Here is a 21,520-nt window from a genome sequence, read left to right on the forward strand (position 1 = left end):
AACTGCAACTTGAGACATAACTAAGAGAATTATGTCTGAATTTTTATCAAATTAAACATTTTATTTTTGCATTCCTCCAGAAATAGTAATGAAAAAACAAAAAAACCCCAGAAGCGATTACTTCTGAGGCATGAGTATTTTTAGGCACAGTTTAGGACAATAGCAATGATGGTGTTAGTCTAGGTAGACAATCACTCAACTAACACTTCTCTTTGGCGGATTTCTGAGAATCTCAAACTTGTAACCTAAAAGCCCACAAGTTATTACCTCAATAATCTACCAGAGACAATCAAAGACTTGTAGCCAATTTGGCGCGTTTTTTTTCTAGGCAGAGACAACTGTATTTCCCGCCATTGAAAACGGACGATCACTGACCAATTATTTTCCCAGGACTACCTTTGATGATTGTTCAACTATTTGGTAGAGTTTATCTTCAAACTTTTGAGTACAAGCCGACCAATCAAAGGCCAATATAGAAGAGCGAGCCTGCTGAGTCATCTCTGCTTTGAGGTCAGGATTTGCCAAAATCGCAATCACCTTTTGGGCAAAATCTTTCGGGTTGTTGGGTTCAGCGAGGAAGCCGTTTTTACCAGGGTATACTTGCTCGGCTGTTGAGGGTGCGACAACTGCCACTACAGGAGTGCCAGAAGCCAGCGCTTCGTTGTTGGTGGTGCAGAAATTTTCTGTAGCGGAGGGGTTAACAAATACGTCTGCGCTAGCGAACCAACCCAAAAGTTCTGTACCGTGGGACTCACCCCAAACTGTAACACCAGAACCAAAGCTTTGGGCACGCTGACGGATTTCTTCATCCATTGGGCCACTACCAATAATCACCAAATGAACATCAGGAATTTTGGCAGCGATGAATGGATATGCATCCAAGAGTTGGTTGACATTTTTTTCCGCAGTTATCCGGCCAACAAATAAAATAGTTGGTCGGTGGTCGTTAGGAATAGGGTCATAAGAGATATTTCGGGGGTGAAATTTTTCGCAATCAATACCTTGATAAGGCAGGTATTCACTGCGTTGAGATTTCAACTTTTTGTATTTTTTGAGTTGTTCTTGAGAAGGAAATAAATTCAGGTCGTAAGCTTCAGTAGACTGCTTGACTAAAATTGGCAGAATTGGACGAATTAAGCTAAAGATCAGATTTCCTAAATAATATTCGATATAGGCAACAATATCGGTATGGAACATAGATATAATTGGGATGCCTGTTCGCTTTGCGTATTCAGTTCCCACAGGACGACCATAACCTTGCAAAAAGAGTGAGTAGAACCCTCTCATTTGCGGTGCTTCTTCAACCACAATGATGTCTGGTTGAAATTTTAAGAGTAACTTGGTATCACTCCAATGTCGATAATGCAATGGTTGAGGAAGAGATTTGTAAAAAATTAGCGGCTTTGTGGGGAATGCATAGGAGGAGAAGTTGGGAAAAGATTGTAATTCTTCTAGCCCCGCCATGGGACGATTTCCAACGTGTTTTGGGTACTGGTTGTTGATTTCTGGATGAATCAGAAAAACTTCATGTCCCTGCTGTAGCAACCAGCGAACCCGTTGATGCACTGCAACGGAGACTCCTGTTAAGAAGGGGGCATACAATCCTGTAAAAAGTGCAATACGAAGAGGTTGCTTTGTCATAAATTAAAATGGATTTTTGAGCAAAAGTTGGTAATGAGAAAACAATTACTATTAGGACTATTTCGTTATAGAAATAACCCGCCCTGAACTCAAGGTCAGGGCTAATAACTAAAGTCCGTTAAAACGGACTAGAAAATATTTATTTTTTTCCTCTTTAGAGGAATGAGTGCTATTAGACTCAGAATTGATTTTGATAGGGCAGGGTGAGGCAATTCATGGCGGTTTTTGAGAATAAAATAGCCTGGCGTTACCCATTACCCATTACCTATTACCCATTACCCATTACCTATTAGAGAGAAGCTTTTGGATCAATTGGTTGATCTAACCAATGATAAGGGCGGTATTCAACTAAGCGAATATTCCAAGGGCCTTGGACTCGATAGGTGAGTCCGCGCCATTTGACTGTTGACATCCAGAGGGAGGATAGCATTGCTATGCCATAAACCCACTGTGTTAAAGGGATGACAATCAACATTTTCAGGGCTGCGGCAGGTGTCCATTTAGCGATCGCCTGACCTTGAAAGTGCATTACTCGCTGTACTCCTTGTTCCAAGACCAGCATCAGCAAGAGTAATCCTAGAATATAGATGCCATAGCAACTAAATAAGAGAGATGCAGCATACCAATTTCCCTCTAACAATGACTGGAGAATTAACACAATCACTAGAGTTGGAAATAAAATGCTGGAAATAGCATCACTCACTAAAGCCAACCAACGGGGGTGATACAGTCGAGAGCAAAGTAATAAACGCTTGAGATTATCTAGTAAATCTAGTAAATCGCTTTCTTCCCGATTTACCATTAATAAGGAAGGCACAAACTTCACCTGTAACTTATGTTTTTTTAGGAGATTGTGCATCATCAAATCATCGTTTAAGGCTTGTCCCCACTTTTCTAGGAGTTCTGTTTGGTGAAACACTTCTGTTTTTACCGCTAAAGTTCCACCCCAAGGAATCTGAAAGAGGAACATTTGCACCACGGTAGAGACATTGCCGGCATATCGCACCAAAGAACCCCAATAATTACCTGTGGGTGAATACCAACGGTTACCTGTTGTGGCTCCCACTTTCGCATCTGCCAGAGGTTGGACTAATTCCCGCAGCCAATTGGGATGAACTATTGTATCAGCATCAACAAAGGCTACTACCTTGTAAGAATCGTCTAAATCTGAGACAGCTTGGACTAAAGAACTGCATTTGAGGCTACAATTGTGGCGTACTATCCGCAAATGAGTAATTTGGACATTGGTGGCGCCTAATTCGGCGATCGCCTCAGTAGTAATTTTTCCCGCGGGATCTTCCTGACTATCGAGGATCACCTTTAAATCATATTGTGGGTAATTCTGTTTCAATAGCGATCGCAAACAATTGGGTAGATATGGATCAGCACCCCGTAGACAGATAATCACCGCTGTTTTAGGTAACTGTTCATCTGGTAATAAGCTTTTCTGGTGCGAACGCAGATACCATACAAAGACCAGCGTTAAAACCACCTGAATCACCAGCCAACCTAGCAAAGACTTAGACAGAAATATCATTAAATCTTGCATCAAATCTCAAGTCTCCGGCAAAATATCGGTTTGTTTAGGGGACTGGGAACGGGGATCTCACGGATGTAGGTTTTTTACAACAACACCAGAAATCAAACCTGAAGGATTTGGGTAAAGGAAGAGAGAATTATTAAATTCATCTCTTCCTCATTTCCTCCCCTTAGCAATTAGCAATTACCCCATCTTATTGATCAAGAGAATATTTCATCAAAATATTGATGGTTGTATTTTGTTTCAGGGGAAAGCTGACTTTGCTAAACTTAGGCGTACCAGTTTGTATTGATACAGTAGGATTTTTAGACATCCCAAAACCTTCTGTAGGAATACCAAAAAAATCTTTGTTGAGTTTGCGATCGCCATTCTGATCGTCAACTGCTGCAACAGCATAAGTACCAGGTTTCAAGCCAGAAAATACTTTCGTAACAGTAGTTCCTGTAATCTTAGTGCAGCCGCTTTGGACTTCACCTGTCTTACTCATCGGAAATCCTTTCTCCGAAGCGTAAACTCTCAAACAAATTTCACCCTTTTGGTGAGTTATGCCATTTACTACCACAGTCAGTTTTGCAGTTGGTTCAGCATAAGCTGCATTAGCACAACTCATACCCAACATAGTAGCGAGCAATACATGGCGCCAGCGAGTTAAATTTAACATAACTTGGTAATCTCCTACAGGTAAATTTGCTATTTTTTTGACACTAAGAAAAGCTGTTTTAAGAAATTGTCATTTCCCCTATTCACCTAACTTAGCACTAAAGGCAAAGACTAATTTATCCATGCATCAATAAAATCAAAAAGACCTAAATCACTTCCTTCCAAAATTCAGCACAAGCTATAACTTTTAATTTAGAGCAGAATTCATTTACTATCCCCTGATAATTCCTTAACAACGGAATTATTTAGCTATGGATTAGCTATAATTGAGATTGGGTATACTTAATGTTAAAAGTCCATCTTTAAGTATGACCTCTTTAACTCATATAGCATTTTCCATAGCTAGACCTTTTATGCAACAGCGGGTTTTATCACTTGATTAATTTCTGAAGATCGGTTTTTTGCACCCATTGATGTGTGCGCCGCATTCCCTCTTCTAAATTAATAGTTGGTTTGTAATTTAATAGGCTTTTTGCCCTGTCAATAGAATAAGCGTAAGGACGAGTCATAAAATCTACAGACTCTGGTAGAATATCAGCCTTTTGCCGAAACAGTTTTTGTCCCTGATGACGCAGTTTGAGAAATAATTTCATTTCATCTTTAGGTAGAGACATAGGAGCAGGTAAACCTTCCATTGCTGCTAACTGGATAAAATAATCTTTCCAGGAAGTCTCTTGTCCATCGGTGATATTGAAAACTTCTCCATAGGTTTGTTTTTCTATAGCTAGGAACATAGCATCAATCAGATTGTCTATATACACATGATTCATCACTCCCTTACCATCATTAGCATAGGCAAATAATTTTTGACGCATCATCAGAATTGGTCTGACTATCCAGGGAATACTTCCAGGTCCATAAACATCTCCAGCACGCATAATAATTATGCCAAAATCTGGCGGTGCATTAAGTTTTAAGAGCTCAGTTTCCGCTTCAATTTTCGTTTGACAGTAGGGATTATTTTCCCCAGAAAGTGGGCCAGATTCCGTAACTTCATTAGGATAGTTAAAGCCGTAGACCATGGCGCTAGAGAGATGTATAAAGCTTTTAACGCCAGCTTGTTTAGCAGCTTTTGCTATGTTGAGAGTACCGCCAACATTGACTTCACGAAAATGCTTGATGTCCCCAGCTTCTTGAGTAACTTGAGTTGTGTGTAAAACGATGTCTACTCCCTGACAAGCCTTTTGGGCAATAGCAGCATCGGTAATACTTCCAACAATTACCTCAACACCTAAATTTTGCGCTTTTTTATCTTGGTCTGGAGAACTTTGTAATCCCCGTACTTTTATGCCCTGTGCTCTAGCTAACTCGGCTGCGCGCAAACCTATAAATTCGTCAGTTCCGGTAATTAGGAGGGTTTTAGTGGTGAAATTCATAGGGTGTAAATAATTGGTAATGTTGATTTTAACGACTGACTCTTGTCAGGTTAGGTTTGAGGGTTTGTAGTAAGCACTTTAGTGCTTAGAAAAATCAGGACTAAAGTCCTTACTACGAACTTGTTTTGATAGACTACTAGAAGATGTCAGCCGGGTCGGCAGAGCGGAGTTTGTTGATAGCAAGTGCCCCAGAAGTTATACACATTAATACCGTTGACACTAAAACCAATACTGCATTATTGACAGTCATCATAATTGGTAGTTTAGTAGATTTCATAGCAAAGTCATATAAACCTATAGAAGCAATAAAACCTGGGATATAGCTAGAAAAAGCTAAAATTAAAGCTTGTTGTAAAACTACAGTTAATAAATATTTGTTTGGATAACCTATGGCTTTTAAAGTTGCATAAGCGATGAATTGTGTAGCTATGTTACTGTAGAGAATTTGATAAACAATCACTACACCAACAATAGAAGCCATTGTTAACATTAGATTGAGGATAAAACCGATAGGAGTTCTGACAGACCAATATTTTTTCTCAAAGTTAATAAAACCTTGGCGAGTAAAAATTTGGACATCATTAGGTAAAATTGTTTGTAAATTTTTCAACACCTTAACTGGATCAGCATCAGGTTTGAGGGTGATTAAACCCACATCTATCATTTCTGCTGGACGGGTATTATTGGGGTTGATTCTCAGGAAAGTTGAGTCACTAACAATTAAATTGCCATCTACGCCAAAGGAAGGGCCCAAACTGAATAAACCACCAATTCTGACTCTGTAGCCAATTAAGGAATTGAAGGGGAATATTTCAATTGTCTGGTCGGTTTTTTCGGCGTTAAATTTTTCAGCGATGGGGCCAAACTCTGGGCGAGAATCCCGGTCAAAAAGCATCACATCTGGGATTTTGAGTTTGTCTAAATTTTGCTCAATTTCTGGAATATTGAGGACAGATTCTCCTGGATCGAAGCCAATCACATATATAGAATATTTTTCACCAGTAGCGGGATTTTTTAACTTGGCAAATTGTAAATACATTGGGCTAACTGACTCTACACCATCAAAGCCCAAAACTTGGTATAAACGAGTCCGCGAAAAACTTTGATTGGAGGTCAAAGATTTATATTGCGAACTGACTAAAAATAAATCGCCGCGCAGGTTTTGATGCATTGCGGTAGCACTAGAATAAAGCGCATCTCGGAAACCAAGTTGAACAAACATTAATAGGATAATGAAAGCAATCCCGGCTATAGCTACGACAAATCGAATCTTTTGTTGGGCTAGCTGTAGCCATGCCAAAGGAATCTTGAAATTCATAATTCCAGTAAAAAGAAGATATAGTTTTGGGAGCAATTGCAGATTTTATTGGGTGGTGGTTAGATTTGGATGGCGACATCCACTTGTAAGTTAGTTAAACGAGCCACCTTTTTACTATCTGCGGGATTATCGATGCTGATTTTTACCTCAACTATTCTGCGGTCTGTGTCTGATCCGGGATTAATACTGAAGATGCTTTGTTTGTCAATTTGCCAACCAATTTCGTTGACAGTGCCATGTAATTTTCCCGAAAATGCGGCGCTAGTAATAGAAACTTTTTGTCCTGGACGCACTTTTGCAATATCGGTTTGATACACTTCTGCAACTACATACATTTGAGATATTTTACCGACTTCCGCAAAGCCAGAAGTAGAAATTACTTCTCCAGCTTTGGAGTGAATTTTCAAAATTTTGCCATTTAAGGGAGATTGGATGTAAGTTAAATCCAGGTCTGCTTTTGCTTGTTTGATGGCAGTCGTCGCACTCTTAACCTCGGTTTGTGCTGCTGCAACATCTACAGTACGCACCTCGCTAACACTATTGAGTCTGGCTTTAGCTTCTTTTAGCTGTTGTTGGAGAGTGTCTTGTGTTCGGCTGAGATTGGCTTTAGCTTCTGTCAGCTGCTGTTGTGTTGTCTTGAGTTGTAAAGCTTTAGTATCTGCGGTGGAAGCGGAAATTGCACCTTCTTTGTTTAGCTGCTGATAGCGATCATTCTCGGTTTGAGCATTGTCTACCTCAGCTTGAATGCGGTTGATTGTCGCTGCTTGAGATGCAATGTCTCCTTTTAATTGAGATTCTAAACGAGCGATCGCTGCTTTTTGAGCATTGATGTCTCCGTTTTTAGCCCCAGCTTTTACCTGGGCTAATTTGGCTTTAGCAACTTGCAGTTTGTCTAAAGACTGTTCCAAAGCAGCTTTAGCGCGAGCATAATCTTCCAGATAAGCCAATACTTGCCCTTGGTTTACCTCATCTCCTTCTTTCACCAACAGTTTTTCTACTCGGACACCGTTGATGGAATTGGGAGCAGACAAATAAGTAACTTTACCTTCTGGCTGCAAGCGTCCTAAAGCTGTTACAGCTACTTTAGCTGAATTCACCTTTGGGGGATCTACTGGAGGGGGTTGAACAGTGGTTCTCACCCCAAATTGCGAAAAACCGTAGAAAGCTACTAACCCAGTAGTTAAAGCGATAGAAGCTGCCAAAATCATTTTCCACTGACCAGTGGCTTTTTTGAGTAACTGGCTTGCTTTGTTTACTGCCATATTTTCATTCCCATTATGCTCTACCAGGGGATAGCCAAAAGGGCTATATCAGTTGATTTCAATAGACTTATCCGCTAATTCACCAATAGAGGCTCTATCCTCTATAACTTCATGTTTGGCGAGGGGATAGTTTTCATTAGTTTGAAATTAATTGTTGTCCGCCTTTACCGCCAACACGGATTATTAGATAAGCGGCTAAATTATCTCTGGCGTTACTATCAATTATCCTAAGTTTTATCGTTAATGAGCATTGAATGATGTAGCGTAAAATACGGTAGTGCCAGTTAGAAAAACTCAATCTCAATTTGGAAGGAAGCGTTAATTTAAATGAGCAAAAAAGCTGGCTCAAACTCGTTTTTTATTCTCGCAAAAATCTGGGCTTTTGTCAAATAATTTAATTAGCATTAGTTGACAAAGTTGAACATAATATCTATTAGAGGGAGATTAGGTACTGAGTTATTTTGAATTAAGAATCCTGATGGGTTATTAATGATCAACCAACTTTAGTATTATTAACAGACTGCTATTATGCTAGCTGTGTACCATAAGACATTATCTTCATTCTCTAAGATTGTTCTTCATGCTCTCCGGATTGATTGCTCGCTATTGCTCCATCAAGATAAAATTTTTTACGGGGAAAAAGTTATGAATTATACTAGTTATTTGGTGTTTTGTGGAAAACTTTTTTAGAAAATAACTTTAAATGAACTTTTTAACTGCTTTAAGATATGCTAGTGTTTTGATTAATTCAATGTTTTAAATCAGTAAGGTAATTAGTTGATTGATTGAGAGTAAAAAGGGAAGAAATACTAAAACTTAGCTGCATTATCATCACTCTAAGAAGGTTTAAGTATTTTTTCATATTTCCGGAATTTGGATTAAAAGTAGTGTTGGTTCTGTAACGAATTTGGCAACTTTTACTGGTCTTATACCCTAAAATATATTATCCCGGATGTTGAAACTAGACATGGTATTGATCAAGCTACAGAACATTGAAGCTAAACAATCAAACTGGTTTGGGCAAAAAATGCGTTTCTGTCCTCATAACTACTTCTAAGTTTCAATTTTTCCAGTCGGAGATAATTGACCAAAAATTGAATTCCCTGAATTAGTTACCAATTTCCACAATGTAATCGACCTGTTGTCACAATATCAAGAGTCGTTAATTGTATAGAATTTTTTCACGATCGCAGCATACCAAAATTTCCTCACAGTCCCAAAAGCATCAATTATTTGGGCTAAGTGAGGTAAGAATGTGTCCTGTGGTATTGGTTTGGAGCAAAGCATTTGGCCTGGCGATCGCACATAGGATAGCTAGCTGCTTGTAAGAAGAGGTAAATCCTCATTATTCGTAAGCAACAGAAATTACTGTAGCTACACAATCCACAGTACTCAAGATTAGTCTATGTCCTATGTCTGCTTATTCAATTGATAATGCCTTGGCGGAGTTAGAGAGCCTGATTAACAGTTGTGAAAAGGCTGTAATTAGGTCTATAGAGGAAAAAAAGATGAGGACAGAAACATCGGTGTCAACCAGCAAAATTAACAGACAACTGCAACAAAATCCTATAGCGATTGTGGGTATGGCATCTCTATTACCGCAATCGAGAAATTTGCGAGAATACTGGCGCAATATCGTTAACAAAATTGATTGTATCACCGATGTTCCTGAAACACACTGGAGCGTCAAAGATTACTATGACCCCAACCCCAGAACAACCGAAGATAAAACCTACTGTAAAAGAGGTGGTTTTATTCCTGAAGTTGATTTTAACCCGATGGAATTTGGCATTCCTCCCAGCATCTTAGAAGTCACAGATGTATCACAACTGTTGAGTTTAGTAGTTGCCAAAGAGGCAATGGAAGATGCTGGATATAACGAAGCACGGGAGTTTAGCCGGGAGAAAATTGGGGTAATCTTAGGCGTAGCCCAAGCGAAGCAATTAGGGATGCCACTGTCGGCTAGATTAGAGTATCCAGTTTGGGAAAAAGTACTCAAAAGCAGTGGTTTATCTGACGAAGATACCCAAAAAATTGTTGAGAAAATTAAAAGCGCTTATATCAAGTGGGATGAAAATGCTTTCCCCGGTATGTTGGCTAACGTTGTAGCGGGAAGAATTGCCAATCGGCTAAACTTTGGCGGGACAAACTGCGTTGTTGATGCGGCTTGCGCTAGTTCTTTCGGTGCTTTAAAAATGGCAATTAGTGAGCTAATTGAGTACCGCAGCGACATGATGCTAACTGGTGGTGTGGATACTGACAACACCATCATGGCTTACATCTCCTTTAGCAAAACTCCTGCTGTAACTCCCAGCGAAAATGTCAAACCCTTTGATGCTAAATCTGACGGGATGATGTTGGGTGAAGGTATTTGTATGCTGGTTCTCCGACGCTTGGAAGATGCCGAACGAGACGGGGACAAAATCTATGCAGTGATTAAGGGAATTGGTACTTCTAGCGATGGTCGTTACAAGAGCATTTATGCTCCTCGCAAAGAAGGACAAGTCAAAGCCTTAGAACGTGCTTATGATGATGCTGGTTTTTCTCCTGCGACTGTTGGCTTGATGGAAGCACACGGTACTGGGACAATGGCTGGAGATCCCACAGAGTTTGGTTCTTTAAGAGACTACTTTGATCTACATGATTCTAAAAGGCAGCATATCGCCTTGGGTAGTGTCAAATCTCAAATTGGACATACGAAAGCGGCTGCGGGTGCGGCTAGCTTAATCAAAACTGCTCTGGCGCTACATCACAAAATTTTGCCAGCGACAATTAATATTACTGAGCCGAACCCGAAACTGAATATTAAAAATTCGGCATTTTATTTGAATACCGAAACTAGACCTTGGATTCGGGCAGCTGGTGAAGCACCAAGACGTGCGGGTGTGAGTTCCTTTGGTTTTGGCGGCACAAATTACCATGTTGTGCTGGAAGAATATGAAGCTGAACAAAAAGACGCCTACCGTTTACATAATGCCCCTAGTGAAGTGCTGCTGTTTGGTTCTTCTCCGGCTGCGTTGTTGCTGAAGGCGACTGAGGTTTTAGGTAAGTTGCAGTCTGAGGGTGGTGACAGACACTTTGCAGAATTAGTTCTGGAGTGTCAAACCCAGGTAATTCCCCTGGCTGCGGCTAGGGTTGGCTTTGTGGCTGAGAATTTGGCTGAGGCTTGCAAGTTACTGCAAACTAGTATTGATTTGCTGAAACTCAAAGAGTCGGCAGCATCTTGGGAGCATCCCCAAGGGATTTATTACCGCGCTTCGGGGATGGAGTTGGGCGGTAAAGTTGTGGCCCTGTTTTCTGGACAGGGTTCACAATATTTAGAGATGGGCCGGGAAGCGGCGATGAATTTTCCGGCCCTGCGTCGTCTTTATGGAAAGATGGACAGTCTGTTGCTGAATGATAATTTGCAGCGGATTTCGGATATTGTTTTTCCCCATCCGGTGTTTGAGGAAGCGGAAAAAAATGCCCAGATTGCGGCTTTGCAACGGACAGAATATGCACAACCGGCGATTGGTGTGTTTAGCGCTGGGCTATATTCGATATTGCAACAAGCTGGGTTTAAGTCAGATTTTACTGCTGGACACAGCTTTGGGGAATTGACGGCTTTGTGGGCTGCTGGGGTTTTGAGTGAGGAAGATTACTTGTTTCTGGTGAAGTCCAGAGGTCAAGCTATGGCGGCGCCAGAAGACCCGGATCATGATGCTGGCAGTATGCTGGCGGTGAAAGAAGATATTGTCAAGGTGGAAGCGGTGCTGAGGCATTTTCCCCTGGTGACGATCGCTAATTTCAATTCTCCAACTCAAGTTGTCTTGGCGGGGCCAACGGCAGAAATCGCTAAAATCCGCCTAGCGTTGCAAGATTTAGGCTATGGGGCGGTGTTGTTACCCGTCTCCGCAGCTTTCCACACATCGCTGATTGCCTTTGCTCAAAAATCATTTGCGATTGCCACTAAGTCTGTAGCTTTCCAAAATCCGAAAATTCCGGTTTTCAGCAATGTTACCGGTAGATCATATCCCAAAGAACCCCAAGCGATCCAAAAAATCCTGGAAACTCACCTCTCTAACTCGGTGTTGTTTAAGCAGGAAATTGAAAATATCTATGCTGCCGGTGGTCAATGTTTTGTGGAATTTGGGCCGAAGCGGATTCTGACCAACTTGGTTAAAGATATTTTAGGCGATCGCCCCCACATTACCGTATCTCTCAACCCCAGCACCCAAAAAAGTAGCGATCGCTCTCTGCGAGAAGCAGCGGTACAGTTGCGCGTTATCGGTATGTCTCTGGGCAACCTCGACCCTTACCAACTGCCCCCAGTACTGCCCCCAACGGAGACCAAGAAAACGCTAAATGTGCGTTTAAACGGCATTAACTACGTATCCGACAAAACCAAAAACGCCTTCACTCAAGCTTTGCAGGATGGCCATCAAGTCACCTTACCTGCCGCTGTCATCTCCAGTCCCACCCCAGAATTTTCTGAGATTGCAGCAATGAGTAATGGTAACGGACATAAAAAGACTGCAACCGTTCCACATCAACCAGCCCCAGAACCGTTAGCGCAACGTCCCGGAGGGAAGATGCAAACAACACCAGAAAAACTTGTAAATTTCCAACTGGCTTTAGAAAGTTTAGAAAACCTTCTCACCCAGTTTCAGCAAAATCAAACTGAAAATTTACAAGTCCACGGGACTTATCTTCACCATCAGATGGAATACGCCAAAACGTTTTTCCAACTGATACAACAGCAAAATGCCCTGTTTGCCAACAGTAACTCTTCTCCTGAAGCCGCCCAGCTTAAACTTGTGGTAATGGAAAGTTTAGAACGCAGCATGATGCAGTTTCACAGCCAACAAGGTGAAACCCTCCGCATTCATGAGCAATATCTCCAGGAACAGGTGGAATATGCCAAAAACTTTTTCCAACTCATCCAACAAGAATATTCTCGGTTACTCTCTGGAGAAGTGACAATTCAATCTCTAACGGAGAAACTCAGCAACGGCAAAGGTTTATTGCCTTTGACAGCAGAGAAAATTCCTGAACCTGTAATTGCAGCACCAGTTGCGAAAATTCCTGAACCTGTAATTGCAGCACCAGTTGCGAAAATTCCTGAACCTGTAATTGCAGCACCAGTTGCGAAAATTCCTGAACCTGTAATTGCAGCACCAGTTGCGAAAATTCCTGAACCTGTAATTGCAGCACCAGTTGCGAAAATTCCTGAACCTGTAATTGCAGTACAAGTTGCGAAAATTGTCGAACCCCCAGCGACATCTGGCATTAATATTGCTGACTTGGGTAAAAACCTGTTAGCCATCACCAGCGAAAAGACCGGCTACCCCGTCGAGATGCTGGAATTAGATATGGATATGGAGGCAGACTTAGGGATTGACTCCATCAAACGGGTAGAAATTTTGGGAGGGTTGCAAGAGATATACCCCGACTTACCCAAGCCAAACTTAGAAGAACTGGCAGAAAAACGCACCATTGGCCAAGTTGTCGAGTATCTGCAATCCCACATTTCTCAAAATTCCTCAGTAGTAATTGCGCCCCAGGAAGTACCAAAGGCAATCGAGATGCCCGTAATTACTGCACCTGAGCCAGTTATCACCTTAATTCCAGAACCAGAAGCACCAGCTAGCAACGAATTTGCTAACTTGGCTGAAACCCTGTTAGCCATCACCAGCGAAAAGACCGGCTACCCCGTCGAGATGCTGGAATTAGATATGGATATGGAAGCAGACTTAGGGATTGACTCCATCAAACGGGTAGAAATTTTGGGAGGATTGCAAGAGTTATATCCCGACTTACCCAAACCAAACCTAGAAGAACTAGGTGAACTCCGCACCATCGGGCAAATAGTTGATTATCTCCAAAAGCTGGTTGGAGGTGAAAAAAAAAAGTCTCAGTTTGAGGTAGGGGTTGTATCTCCCCCACCTCCAGCGGTAGATCCCAATACTCCCAGACTGCCGGCAAAGCTTAAAACCCTACCCCGTCCAGACTTTTTAGACTTCAGTTTACCAGAGGGACACATCGGTTTAATCACCGATGATGGTTCCCTCACCACTGCCAAACTAGCGTATTCGCTGATGGAACAAGGCTGGAAAGTAGTAGTTTTGAGTTTCCCGCAATCCCTTGTTGCTTCCCAAGTGCCTTTACCCACAGGTGTAACCCGCGTGACATTGGCAAACTTGAGTGAAGAGCATTTGCAACAACAACTACAGGCAATTGTAAATCACTGCGGTGCGATCGCCACTTTCATCCATTTACATCCTCGATTTGCAGCAGAAAACACAGGTAAACTGACTTATTCAGAAGCAGAAAAGGCGATTGTCAAGTATGTGTTTTTGATGGCAAAACATCTCAAACAATCCCTAAATACAGCAGCGGAACACGGACGGAGTTGTTTTTGCACAGTTGCCCATCTTGATGGCGCCTTTGGGTTAGAACATCAGCAAAACTTTAGCCCAATTGCTGCCGGTTTATTTGGATTAACCAAAAGTTTGAGATGGGAATGGCCCAAAGTATTTGCCCGCGCCATTGACTTAAATCCCACTTTAGATCCACACCAATCAGCCCAATATATCATTGCAGAATTGCACGATGCCAATAGATATATTGCTGAAGTTGGCTACAGTTCTCAAGGACGAGTAACTTTAGTTGCTAAAGCTGATTAAACCCCTGTAGGGCGGGCATCTTGCCTGCCCTAATCTCAACCCCTGTAGGGCAAGATGCCCATGCCACAAGAGAAATAGGAGAAAATAGCCCCCTTTCCAAGGGAGGAGCTCCAATTAAGCAACTGACTAATAACTAATAAAAAAGCTAGTTTGTCCAGGTATTTTAGAGGATTTATGACACAAACAGTCCGCGATTATCCATCATCTGTTTTTGTTGTCAGTGGTGGTGCTAAAGGGATTACAGCCCAATGTACAATTAAATTAGCACAGCATCAAAAGAGCAAATTTATTCTTCTTGGTCGTTCAGAGCTATTAGAAACAGAGCCAGAATTTGCTCGTGATTGTTTTGAAGATGCCGCCTTAAAAAAACGCATCATGGAGCATCTGATTTCCCAAGGTGAGAAACCCACACCCAACAGTGTGCAAAAAGTATTTAATCAGATTACATCTAGCCGCGAAATTAAAATAACTCTAGCAGCAATTACCGCAGCAGGGGGAAAAGCCGAATATATTAGCGTTGATATTACCGATAAGTCGGCTGTACAGGAGAAACTAAATGCTGCTGTGCAACGCTTAGGGGAAATTACAGGGATTATTCATGGTGCGGGAAACTTAGCTGATAAATTAATTGAAAAGAAGACAGAACAGGACTTTGAGAAAGTTTACACCGCCAAAGTTCAGGGATTAGAGAATTTGCTGAATTGCGTAAACCTAGAGCAACTACAGCATTTAGTGCTATTTTCGTCAGTTACAGGGTTTTATGGGAATATTGGACAAACTGATTATGCGATCGCTAATGAAATCCTCAACAAATCAGCCCAACTAATCAAACAATACCATCCCCAGTCCCATGTAGTCGCAATTAATTGGGGCGGTTGGGATAGTGGCATGGTAACACCAGAACTCAAAAAAGCTTTTGCAGAAAGGGGAATTGAGATTATTCCTGTAGAAGTTGGCGCTCAAATGTTAGTTAACGAACTGCATCCCGCATATCATGACACAGCACAAGTAGTCATTGGACATCCAATTACCCTACCACCTGCACCCCTAGATTCCCAACTGCGAAGCTATCGCATCCGACGACGGATGATATTAGCAGAAAACCCCTTTTTGCACGATCATACAATAGCAGGTTCACCAGTATTACCAGCAACCTGCGCCATGTCTTGGATGATCAACGCCTGTGAAGGACTGTATCCAGGCTATAGTTATTTACGTTGTCAAGATTTCAAAGTTTTAAAAGGTATTACCTTCAATGAAAATCTTGCCGACGAATACATTATAGACATTCAAGAAGTGACAAAAATCGATGGCGAAACCATCGAATTTCAGACCAAAATCTTCAGCATCAATCCCAAAGGTAAAACCCAGTATCACTTCTCATCCTTCATCAAACTAGTCAGAAAAAAACCACCTATTCCCATTTACCAATCAGTGGATCTCACAGAAGATAACATCATTACCACCACAGGTAAAGACTTTTATCAAAATGGAGATTCATCATTATTTCATGGGCCAGCATTTCAGAAAATTACCAGAGTCTTAAATGTCAGCCCTACCAAACTCACAGCCGAATGCTTTTGGGAAGAAATCAGCCTTCAACAACAGGGACAATTTCCTGTTAACTGGCACAACCCTTATACCAACGACATCAGCACCCAATCCTTATGGCTGTGGTTAAGCCATTTCCATCAAGAAGTTTGTTTACCAGGGCAATTAACACACTCCGAACAATTTGCACCCACACCATGCAACGAACCTTTTTATGTATCCTGTGAAATCATCAGCAAAACAGATACTGGCGTCAACGCCAACTTCATACTCCACAGCCGCACAGGTGAGATATACTCACAGATATTAGGTGCAAAAGCAGTAATTTGGCCAATGAAACTACTCAAGTAAAAATAATCTCTGAATAATTGTGGAAAAGACTTTAGAGGAACGAACCGCAAAGTACGCAAAGTACGCGAAGGAAGAGGGAAGAAGGAGGGAGGAAAGAGGAAGCTAGTAGGTTGAGTTCTGTCTACGGCAAGCTATTTGCTATTGCTCAAACTAACCTCTCCAAAAAAATCTCTTCTTCCTTCTTTTCTTTCTTCCCTTTGCGATCTTTGCGCCCTTTGCGGTTCGTTTAAAAAGTATTTTCCACAAAACATCACCGCCCAAGTCAACACACCTCTGCATCAAAGGCAATTAGCGTAAATCGTTAAATCCTTGCCGTTTTGGGGAACTGCGTAAATCCTAAAAAGTTCGCCCCAACGAGGATTTCAACAGTGGAAAAAATCGCCATCATTGGGTTATCATGCCTCTTCCCAGACGCTAACAACCCAGAAGAATTTTGGCAGAATCTGACCGACGAAAAAGATTCAACATCATCCGTAACCGTCGCCGAAATTGGAGTAGACCCCGCAGTTTTTTACGATTCCCAAAAAGGAAAACCCGAAAAAATCTATTTTAAAAAAGGAGGATTCGTCCGCGACTTTAAGTTTGATGCCAGCGACTACAACTTACCTACAGAATTTCTCCAAAGCTTAGATAACACCTTTAAATGGTCACTTTATGCTGCTAAACAAGCAATTCAACAAAGTGGTTATTTGGGAAATCAAGCTGTACTCGCTAAATGTGGTGTAGTTTTAGGAAATCTCTCCTTTCCCACCAAGTCTTCTAATCAATTGTTTGCCCCAATTTATCAGCAAACAATTGAACCCGCGATCAGCGAACTTTTACAGGAGCCAGATTTCCATTTACCTGCTTTACCAACCACTAAAGCCTCTCCATGTAATGCCATGATTTCCGGCTTGCCAGCAGCTATTGTTGCTCAAGCATTTTATCTTTCGGGGATTCATTTCTGTATAGATGCTGCTTGTTCTTCATCATTTTATGCGATTAAGATGGCATCTCATTATCTCTGGTCACGGAAAGCTGATGTCATGTTAGCTGGTGCTATTAGTTGCACAGATCCGCTGTTTTTAAGGATGTTATTTTCTGGGGTTCAAGGATATCCCGAAAATGGCATTAGTCACCCATTAGATAAGTCATCTAAAGGACTAATTACATCCGAAGGCATTGGGATGGTGATGCTAAAGCGCTATAGTGATGCTGTGAGAGATGGCGATCGCATTCTTGCTACTATTTGCGGCAATGGACTCTCTAATGATGGCAAGGGCAAACACATACTCAGCCCCAATTCTAAGGGACAAACTCTAGCCTTTGAACGAGCTTACACTGAAGCCAAACTTAGCCCCCAAGCAATTGACTATATGGAGTGTCACGCAACTGGCACTTCTCTGGGAGATACCACCGAATTAAACTCCATTGATAGCTTTTTTGGTCAACACCAAGCAGCACCTTTGGTCGGTTCTGCCAAAAGTAATGTCGGTCATTTGCTCGTTGCTGCTGGTATGGTGAGCTTGACAAAGACAGTTTTGAGTATGTCTCATGGCGTGATTCCCGCGACTATTAATGTTACTGAACCTCTCGGTTCTGAAAATAGTGTGATTTCCGCCCAAAACATTGTGAGAACTACCACGCAATGGCCCAGCAAAGGGGCAACTAAACACGCGGCTTTAAGTGCTTTTGGTTTTGGTGGAACGAACTCTCATCTAATTTTGGAACAAGGGGAAGTAATCTAATGAGTCTTGAACAAGGAAGCAACGGGAAACTGGCAATTGTCGGCATGGATGCGATTTTTGGTGAATGTAATGGTTTAGATGCCTTTGAACGCAGTATCTACGACGGAAAACAGCATTTCATTCCCCTACCTCCAAAAAGATGGCATGGCATAGATGAGCAAGAAAACCTACTGAAAGAGTATGGTTTGCCAGAGGGGAAAGCACCTTTGGGGGCATACATTACAGATTTTGAAGTCGATACTTTGGCTTACAAAATCCCCCCAAATGAAATTGAAAAGCTGAATTCTCAACAGTTGCTACTGCTAAAGGTTGCCGATCGCGCTTTGAAAGATGCGAAAATGTCTGAAGGGGGCAATGTAGCTGTAATTATCGTTGCTGAAACCGAATTTTCTGTCCACCAGTTACAACAACGCTGGAATTTATCTTGGCAGATTAAAGACGGTTTGAACGCAGCGGAAATTGCCTTACCTGGAGATAAAATTGCTCAACTGGAAACCATTGTTAAAGACAGTCTGCACCAGCAAGTAGAGACCGGTGAATATCTCAGCTATATCGCCAACATTATGGCGGGTCGGATTTCGGCTATGTGGAATTTCACCGGGCCTTCTTTCACCATCAGCGCTGTGGAAACAGCCACTTTCAAGGCTTTAGAATTGGCACAAATGTTGCTGACGACTGGAGAAGTAGATGCAGTTGTCGTTGGTGCCGTCGATTTAGCTGGTGGTGTAGAAAATGTGTTGCTGCGAAATCAATGGGGGGCAATTAACACTGGTGTCAATACCTTGAGTTTTGACCAAAAAGCTAACGGCTGGATGGTTGGGGAAGGTGCCGGTGCTGTTGTTCTTAAGCGTCAGGAAACTGCTTTAGAAAATAGCGAGCGTATCTATGCAGTTATTGATGCCGTTAACATCGGACAAGCTCATTCTGTAGCTGCCGATGCAGCAACTGTCAACCAAGTCTGCAATCAAGCTTTTGAAATGGCAGGCATTCAACCCACAGATGTCAACTATGTGGAGGTTTGCGGCAGTGGAATCCCTCAAGAAGACGAAGCAGAAATCACCGGATTACTGCAAGCTTATCCCCCCGTGGGCAATGGTTTGCATTGTGCGATTGGTAGCGTCAAAGCGAATATTGGCCATACTTACGTGGCTTCAGGAATTGCTAGTTTAATCAAAACTGCCCTCTGTATCCATTACAGATACATTCCCGCCACCCCCAACTGGTCAGGTGTAAAAACACCCCAAGTGTGGGAGGGTAGCCCTTTCTACGTCGCTACAGAGTCAAGACCTTGGTTTGTGAAAGATGGTGTTAACCGAGTAGCGGCAATTAATAGCCTGGGTTGTGATGGCACTTATGCTCATTTAATTTTGTCGGAAGAACCCAGCCAAGAAGAACGCAGCAGCAAGTATTTGCAGCAAATGCCCTTTTATCTGTTTCCCTTGGCAGGTGAGTGCAGCACAACTATCTTAGAGGTACTGAACAATCTCCAACAAACTATTGAAAATAGTTCCTCTTTATCCAATAGCGCTAGCCAAACTTATGCTACCTATCAGCAGCATTCTCAAGCCAAGTATGTCCTAGCCATCACCGGACGAAACAAAAAAGAAATACTCAAACAAATCGAATCTGCTCACAAAGGCGTAAATGATGCCTTTGAGAAAGGTACAGATTGGCAAACACCCCTTGGTAGTTACTTTACCGCTAAACCATTGGGTAAAGAAGGGGCCACTGCTTATGTGTATCCAGCGGCTGTAAATTCCTATGTCGGCATCGGTCGCAGCGTCTTCCGCTTATTCCCCAAAGTCTTTGAGGACTTGAAAAGCAACAATCTCTACAACCGCGCTGCCGATGTTGAGAAACTAGTTTACCCCAGAAGCTTGCCGAAATTATCTACCAGGCAACTAGAAACTCTCGAAAAACGATTGTTGGATGATTCCCTGGCCATGTTTGAGAGTGAAATCGCCTTTGCTAGATACATGACGGCGATTTTCCGTGATGATTTTCAAGTTAAGCCCCAATTTGTTTTTGGCTATAGCTTGGGTGAAACTAGCATGATGGTGGCTCAAGGGGTTTGGAGTGATTTTGAGGGTGGAAGTAACACCTTAAACTCATCTCCCCTATTTGGAGACAAGTTATCTGGCCCGAAAAATGCTGTGCGTGAGTATTGGGGATTACCGAATTCTACAGACTCAGAAGACAAGAGTTTCTGGAATACCTATGTTCTCATGGCCACACCTGCCCAGGTGAGAGAATGTATTAAACAAGAAAATCATGTCTATTTAACTCAGATTAATACACTAGAAGAAGTATTAATTGCTGGGGATGACGCAGCTTGTCAGAGAGTGATTAAAACCCTTGGCTGTAATGCCTTTGCGGCTCCCTTTGACCATGCAATTCATGCTGAGGCGATGCGATCGCAATATGGCGAAATCAAAAAGGTAAACACCTTACCAACCCAAGAAGTCCCCGGTATTGTATTTTACTCCGCCGCTGATTATCAACCAGTGGCCCTAGATAGCGATGCAGTTGCCCACAATATTGCCAAAGGACTGTGCCAACAACTAGACTTTCCCCAACTAGTTAACCGCATCTACGATGATGGTGCCAAAATCTTTATCGAAGCTGGCGCTGGTGGTGTTTGTTCTCGATGGATTGATAAAATACTCGCCCACAAAGAACACATCACCGTATCTCTAAATCGCCGAGGTATGGATGACCATACTTCTCTTGTCAAAGCACTAGCAAAACTCCTCAGCCATCGAGTGTCTTTGGATTTATCACCACTGTATTCTCCTTCACCAGATACTGCCAACCAAACTAAATTAACACTCAGGAAAATCACCTTGGGCGGCAACTCAATTACTACTTCTATCTTAAGTGAAGAAAACCGACAACTTTTCCTCAGTGAGCAGAGGCAACAACACCATCAAAGCATAGCTAAATACCGAGAATCTAAAATTATTAATTCCCTCAAGGCTCACAGCGAAATTAGCCTTAGTGCAATTAATTCTCGCCCCATACCACCATCCAATCCCCAGCTAGAAAAAGTTGTAATGAAAACTATCATGGGTAACGGTTTTGAACCGAGAGAGCAATTACAATCTTCAGAGTTAACTGCCATGACACCCCTAAGTCCTCAACCCGCTCTCGCTCAGGAACCTGGTAATACAATTACCATGCCGGATTTAAATACATCTCAGTATCAAAAGCTGAATGCTAACAATTCAAAATTGGCTCAAGCACACACTAGTTTTTTACAAGCTAGACAGGATTTCAGTCAGCAAATGAGCGAAATCATTCAATTGCAATTAGCTTGCGCCCAAAATTTGCTCAACGAAAAATCCTGATTTAACCCAAACTTTCCCTAGTTTTTACTCGTTCCCAGTCTCTGACTGGGAATGCATTCTCAGAGGCTCCCGCCTCCTTGCC

Annotated in this window: 10 protein-coding genes; 4 read left to right on the forward strand and 6 right to left on the reverse strand. The window is 42.1% G+C overall.

Features of this window, described 5'->3' with window-relative positions:
- Positions 1-378: 378 nt before the first annotated feature.
- From H6G32_RS06605 to H6G32_RS06630, 6 genes are all read right to left on the reverse strand, one after another.
- Positions 379-1,641, reverse strand: a complete 1,263-nt coding sequence (locus tag H6G32_RS06605; protein WP_190456347.1) for a glycosyltransferase — start codon at positions 1,639-1,641, stop codon at positions 379-381.
- Between the two features lie 289 nt (positions 1,642-1,930).
- The gene (locus H6G32_RS06610; RefSeq protein WP_190456514.1) at positions 1,931-3,190 is read right to left on the reverse strand and encodes a glycosyltransferase; all 1,260 of its coding nucleotides are present in this window, start codon (positions 3,188-3,190) and stop codon (positions 1,931-1,933) included.
- Between the two features lie 184 nt (positions 3,191-3,374).
- Entirely contained in the window at positions 3,375-3,842 is a 468-nt protein-coding gene (locus H6G32_RS06615; RefSeq protein WP_190456349.1) for a DUF2141 domain-containing protein, read from the reverse strand.
- Positions 3,843-4,212: 370 nt separating this feature from the next.
- Complete coding sequence (locus H6G32_RS06620) at positions 4,213-5,217, reverse strand: NAD-dependent epimerase/dehydratase family protein (RefSeq protein ID WP_190456351.1); 1,005 nt, start codon at positions 5,215-5,217, stop codon at positions 4,213-4,215.
- 136 nt (positions 5,218-5,353) lie between these two features.
- The gene (devC, locus tag H6G32_RS06625) at positions 5,354-6,535 is read right to left on the reverse strand and encodes an ABC transporter permease DevC (protein ID WP_190456354.1); all 1,182 of its coding nucleotides are present in this window, start codon (positions 6,533-6,535) and stop codon (positions 5,354-5,356) included.
- A gap of 59 nt (positions 6,536-6,594) precedes the next feature.
- The gene (locus H6G32_RS06630) at positions 6,595-7,797 is read right to left on the reverse strand and encodes an ABC exporter membrane fusion protein (protein WP_190456356.1); all 1,203 of its coding nucleotides are present in this window, start codon (positions 7,795-7,797) and stop codon (positions 6,595-6,597) included.
- 1,412 nt (positions 7,798-9,209) lie between these two features.
- Here H6G32_RS06630 and H6G32_RS06635 point away from each other — a divergent pair.
- The 4 genes from H6G32_RS06635 to H6G32_RS06650 all read left to right on the forward strand — a co-directional run bounded on the left by H6G32_RS06635 (position 9,210) and on the right by H6G32_RS06650 (position 21,438).
- Complete coding sequence (locus H6G32_RS06635; protein ID WP_190456358.1) at positions 9,210-14,462, forward strand: type I polyketide synthase; 5,253 nt, start codon at positions 9,210-9,212, stop codon at positions 14,460-14,462.
- Positions 14,463-14,636: 174 nt separating this feature from the next.
- Positions 14,637-16,364, forward strand: a complete 1,728-nt coding sequence (locus H6G32_RS06640; RefSeq protein ID WP_190456360.1) for an SDR family NAD(P)-dependent oxidoreductase — start codon at positions 14,637-14,639, stop codon at positions 16,362-16,364.
- A gap of 368 nt (positions 16,365-16,732) precedes the next feature.
- Positions 16,733-18,091, forward strand: coding sequence for a polyketide synthase (locus H6G32_RS06645; RefSeq protein WP_190456362.1), 1,359 nt, complete (start codon positions 16,733-16,735; stop codon positions 18,089-18,091).
- Positions 18,091-21,438, forward strand: a complete 3,348-nt coding sequence (locus H6G32_RS06650; protein WP_190456364.1) for a PfaB family protein — start codon at positions 18,091-18,093, stop codon at positions 21,436-21,438. Before H6G32_RS06645 ends, H6G32_RS06650 begins: the two co-directional genes overlap by 1 nt.
- The last annotated feature ends 82 nt before the right edge of the window (positions 21,439-21,520 follow it).

Origin of the sequence: Cylindrospermum sp. FACHB-282 (assembly GCF_014697195.1) — a bacterium.
Taxonomy (GTDB): Bacteria; Cyanobacteriota; Cyanobacteriia; order Cyanobacteriales; family Nostocaceae; genus Cylindrospermum.

What these genes read in the sequence shown, in the direction of transcription:
- H6G32_RS06605 (WP_190456347.1), bottom strand. Translation starts at nt 1,641, where the DNA reads ATGACAAAGCAACCTCTTCGTATTGCACTTTTTACAGGATTGTATGCC.
- H6G32_RS06610 (WP_190456514.1), bottom strand. Translation starts at nt 3,190, where the DNA reads ATGCAAGATTTAATGATATTTCTGTCTAAGTCTTTGCTAGGTTGGCTG.
- H6G32_RS06615 (WP_190456349.1), bottom strand. Translation starts at nt 3,842, where the DNA reads ATGTTAAATTTAACTCGCTGGCGCCATGTATTGCTCGCTACTATGTTG.
- H6G32_RS06620 (WP_190456351.1), bottom strand. Translation starts at nt 5,217, where the DNA reads ATGAATTTCACCACTAAAACCCTCCTAATTACCGGAACTGACGAATTT.
- devC (WP_190456354.1), bottom strand. Translation starts at nt 6,535, where the DNA reads ATGAATTTCAAGATTCCTTTGGCATGGCTACAGCTAGCCCAACAAAAG.
- H6G32_RS06630 (WP_190456356.1), bottom strand. Translation starts at nt 7,797, where the DNA reads ATGGCAGTAAACAAAGCAAGCCAGTTACTCAAAAAAGCCACTGGTCAG.
- H6G32_RS06635 (WP_190456358.1), top strand. Translation starts at nt 9,210, where the DNA reads ATGTCTGCTTATTCAATTGATAATGCCTTGGCGGAGTTAGAGAGCCTG.
- H6G32_RS06640 (WP_190456360.1), top strand. Translation starts at nt 14,637, where the DNA reads ATGACACAAACAGTCCGCGATTATCCATCATCTGTTTTTGTTGTCAGT.
- H6G32_RS06650 (WP_190456364.1), top strand. Translation starts at nt 18,091, where the DNA reads ATGAGTCTTGAACAAGGAAGCAACGGGAAACTGGCAATTGTCGGCATG.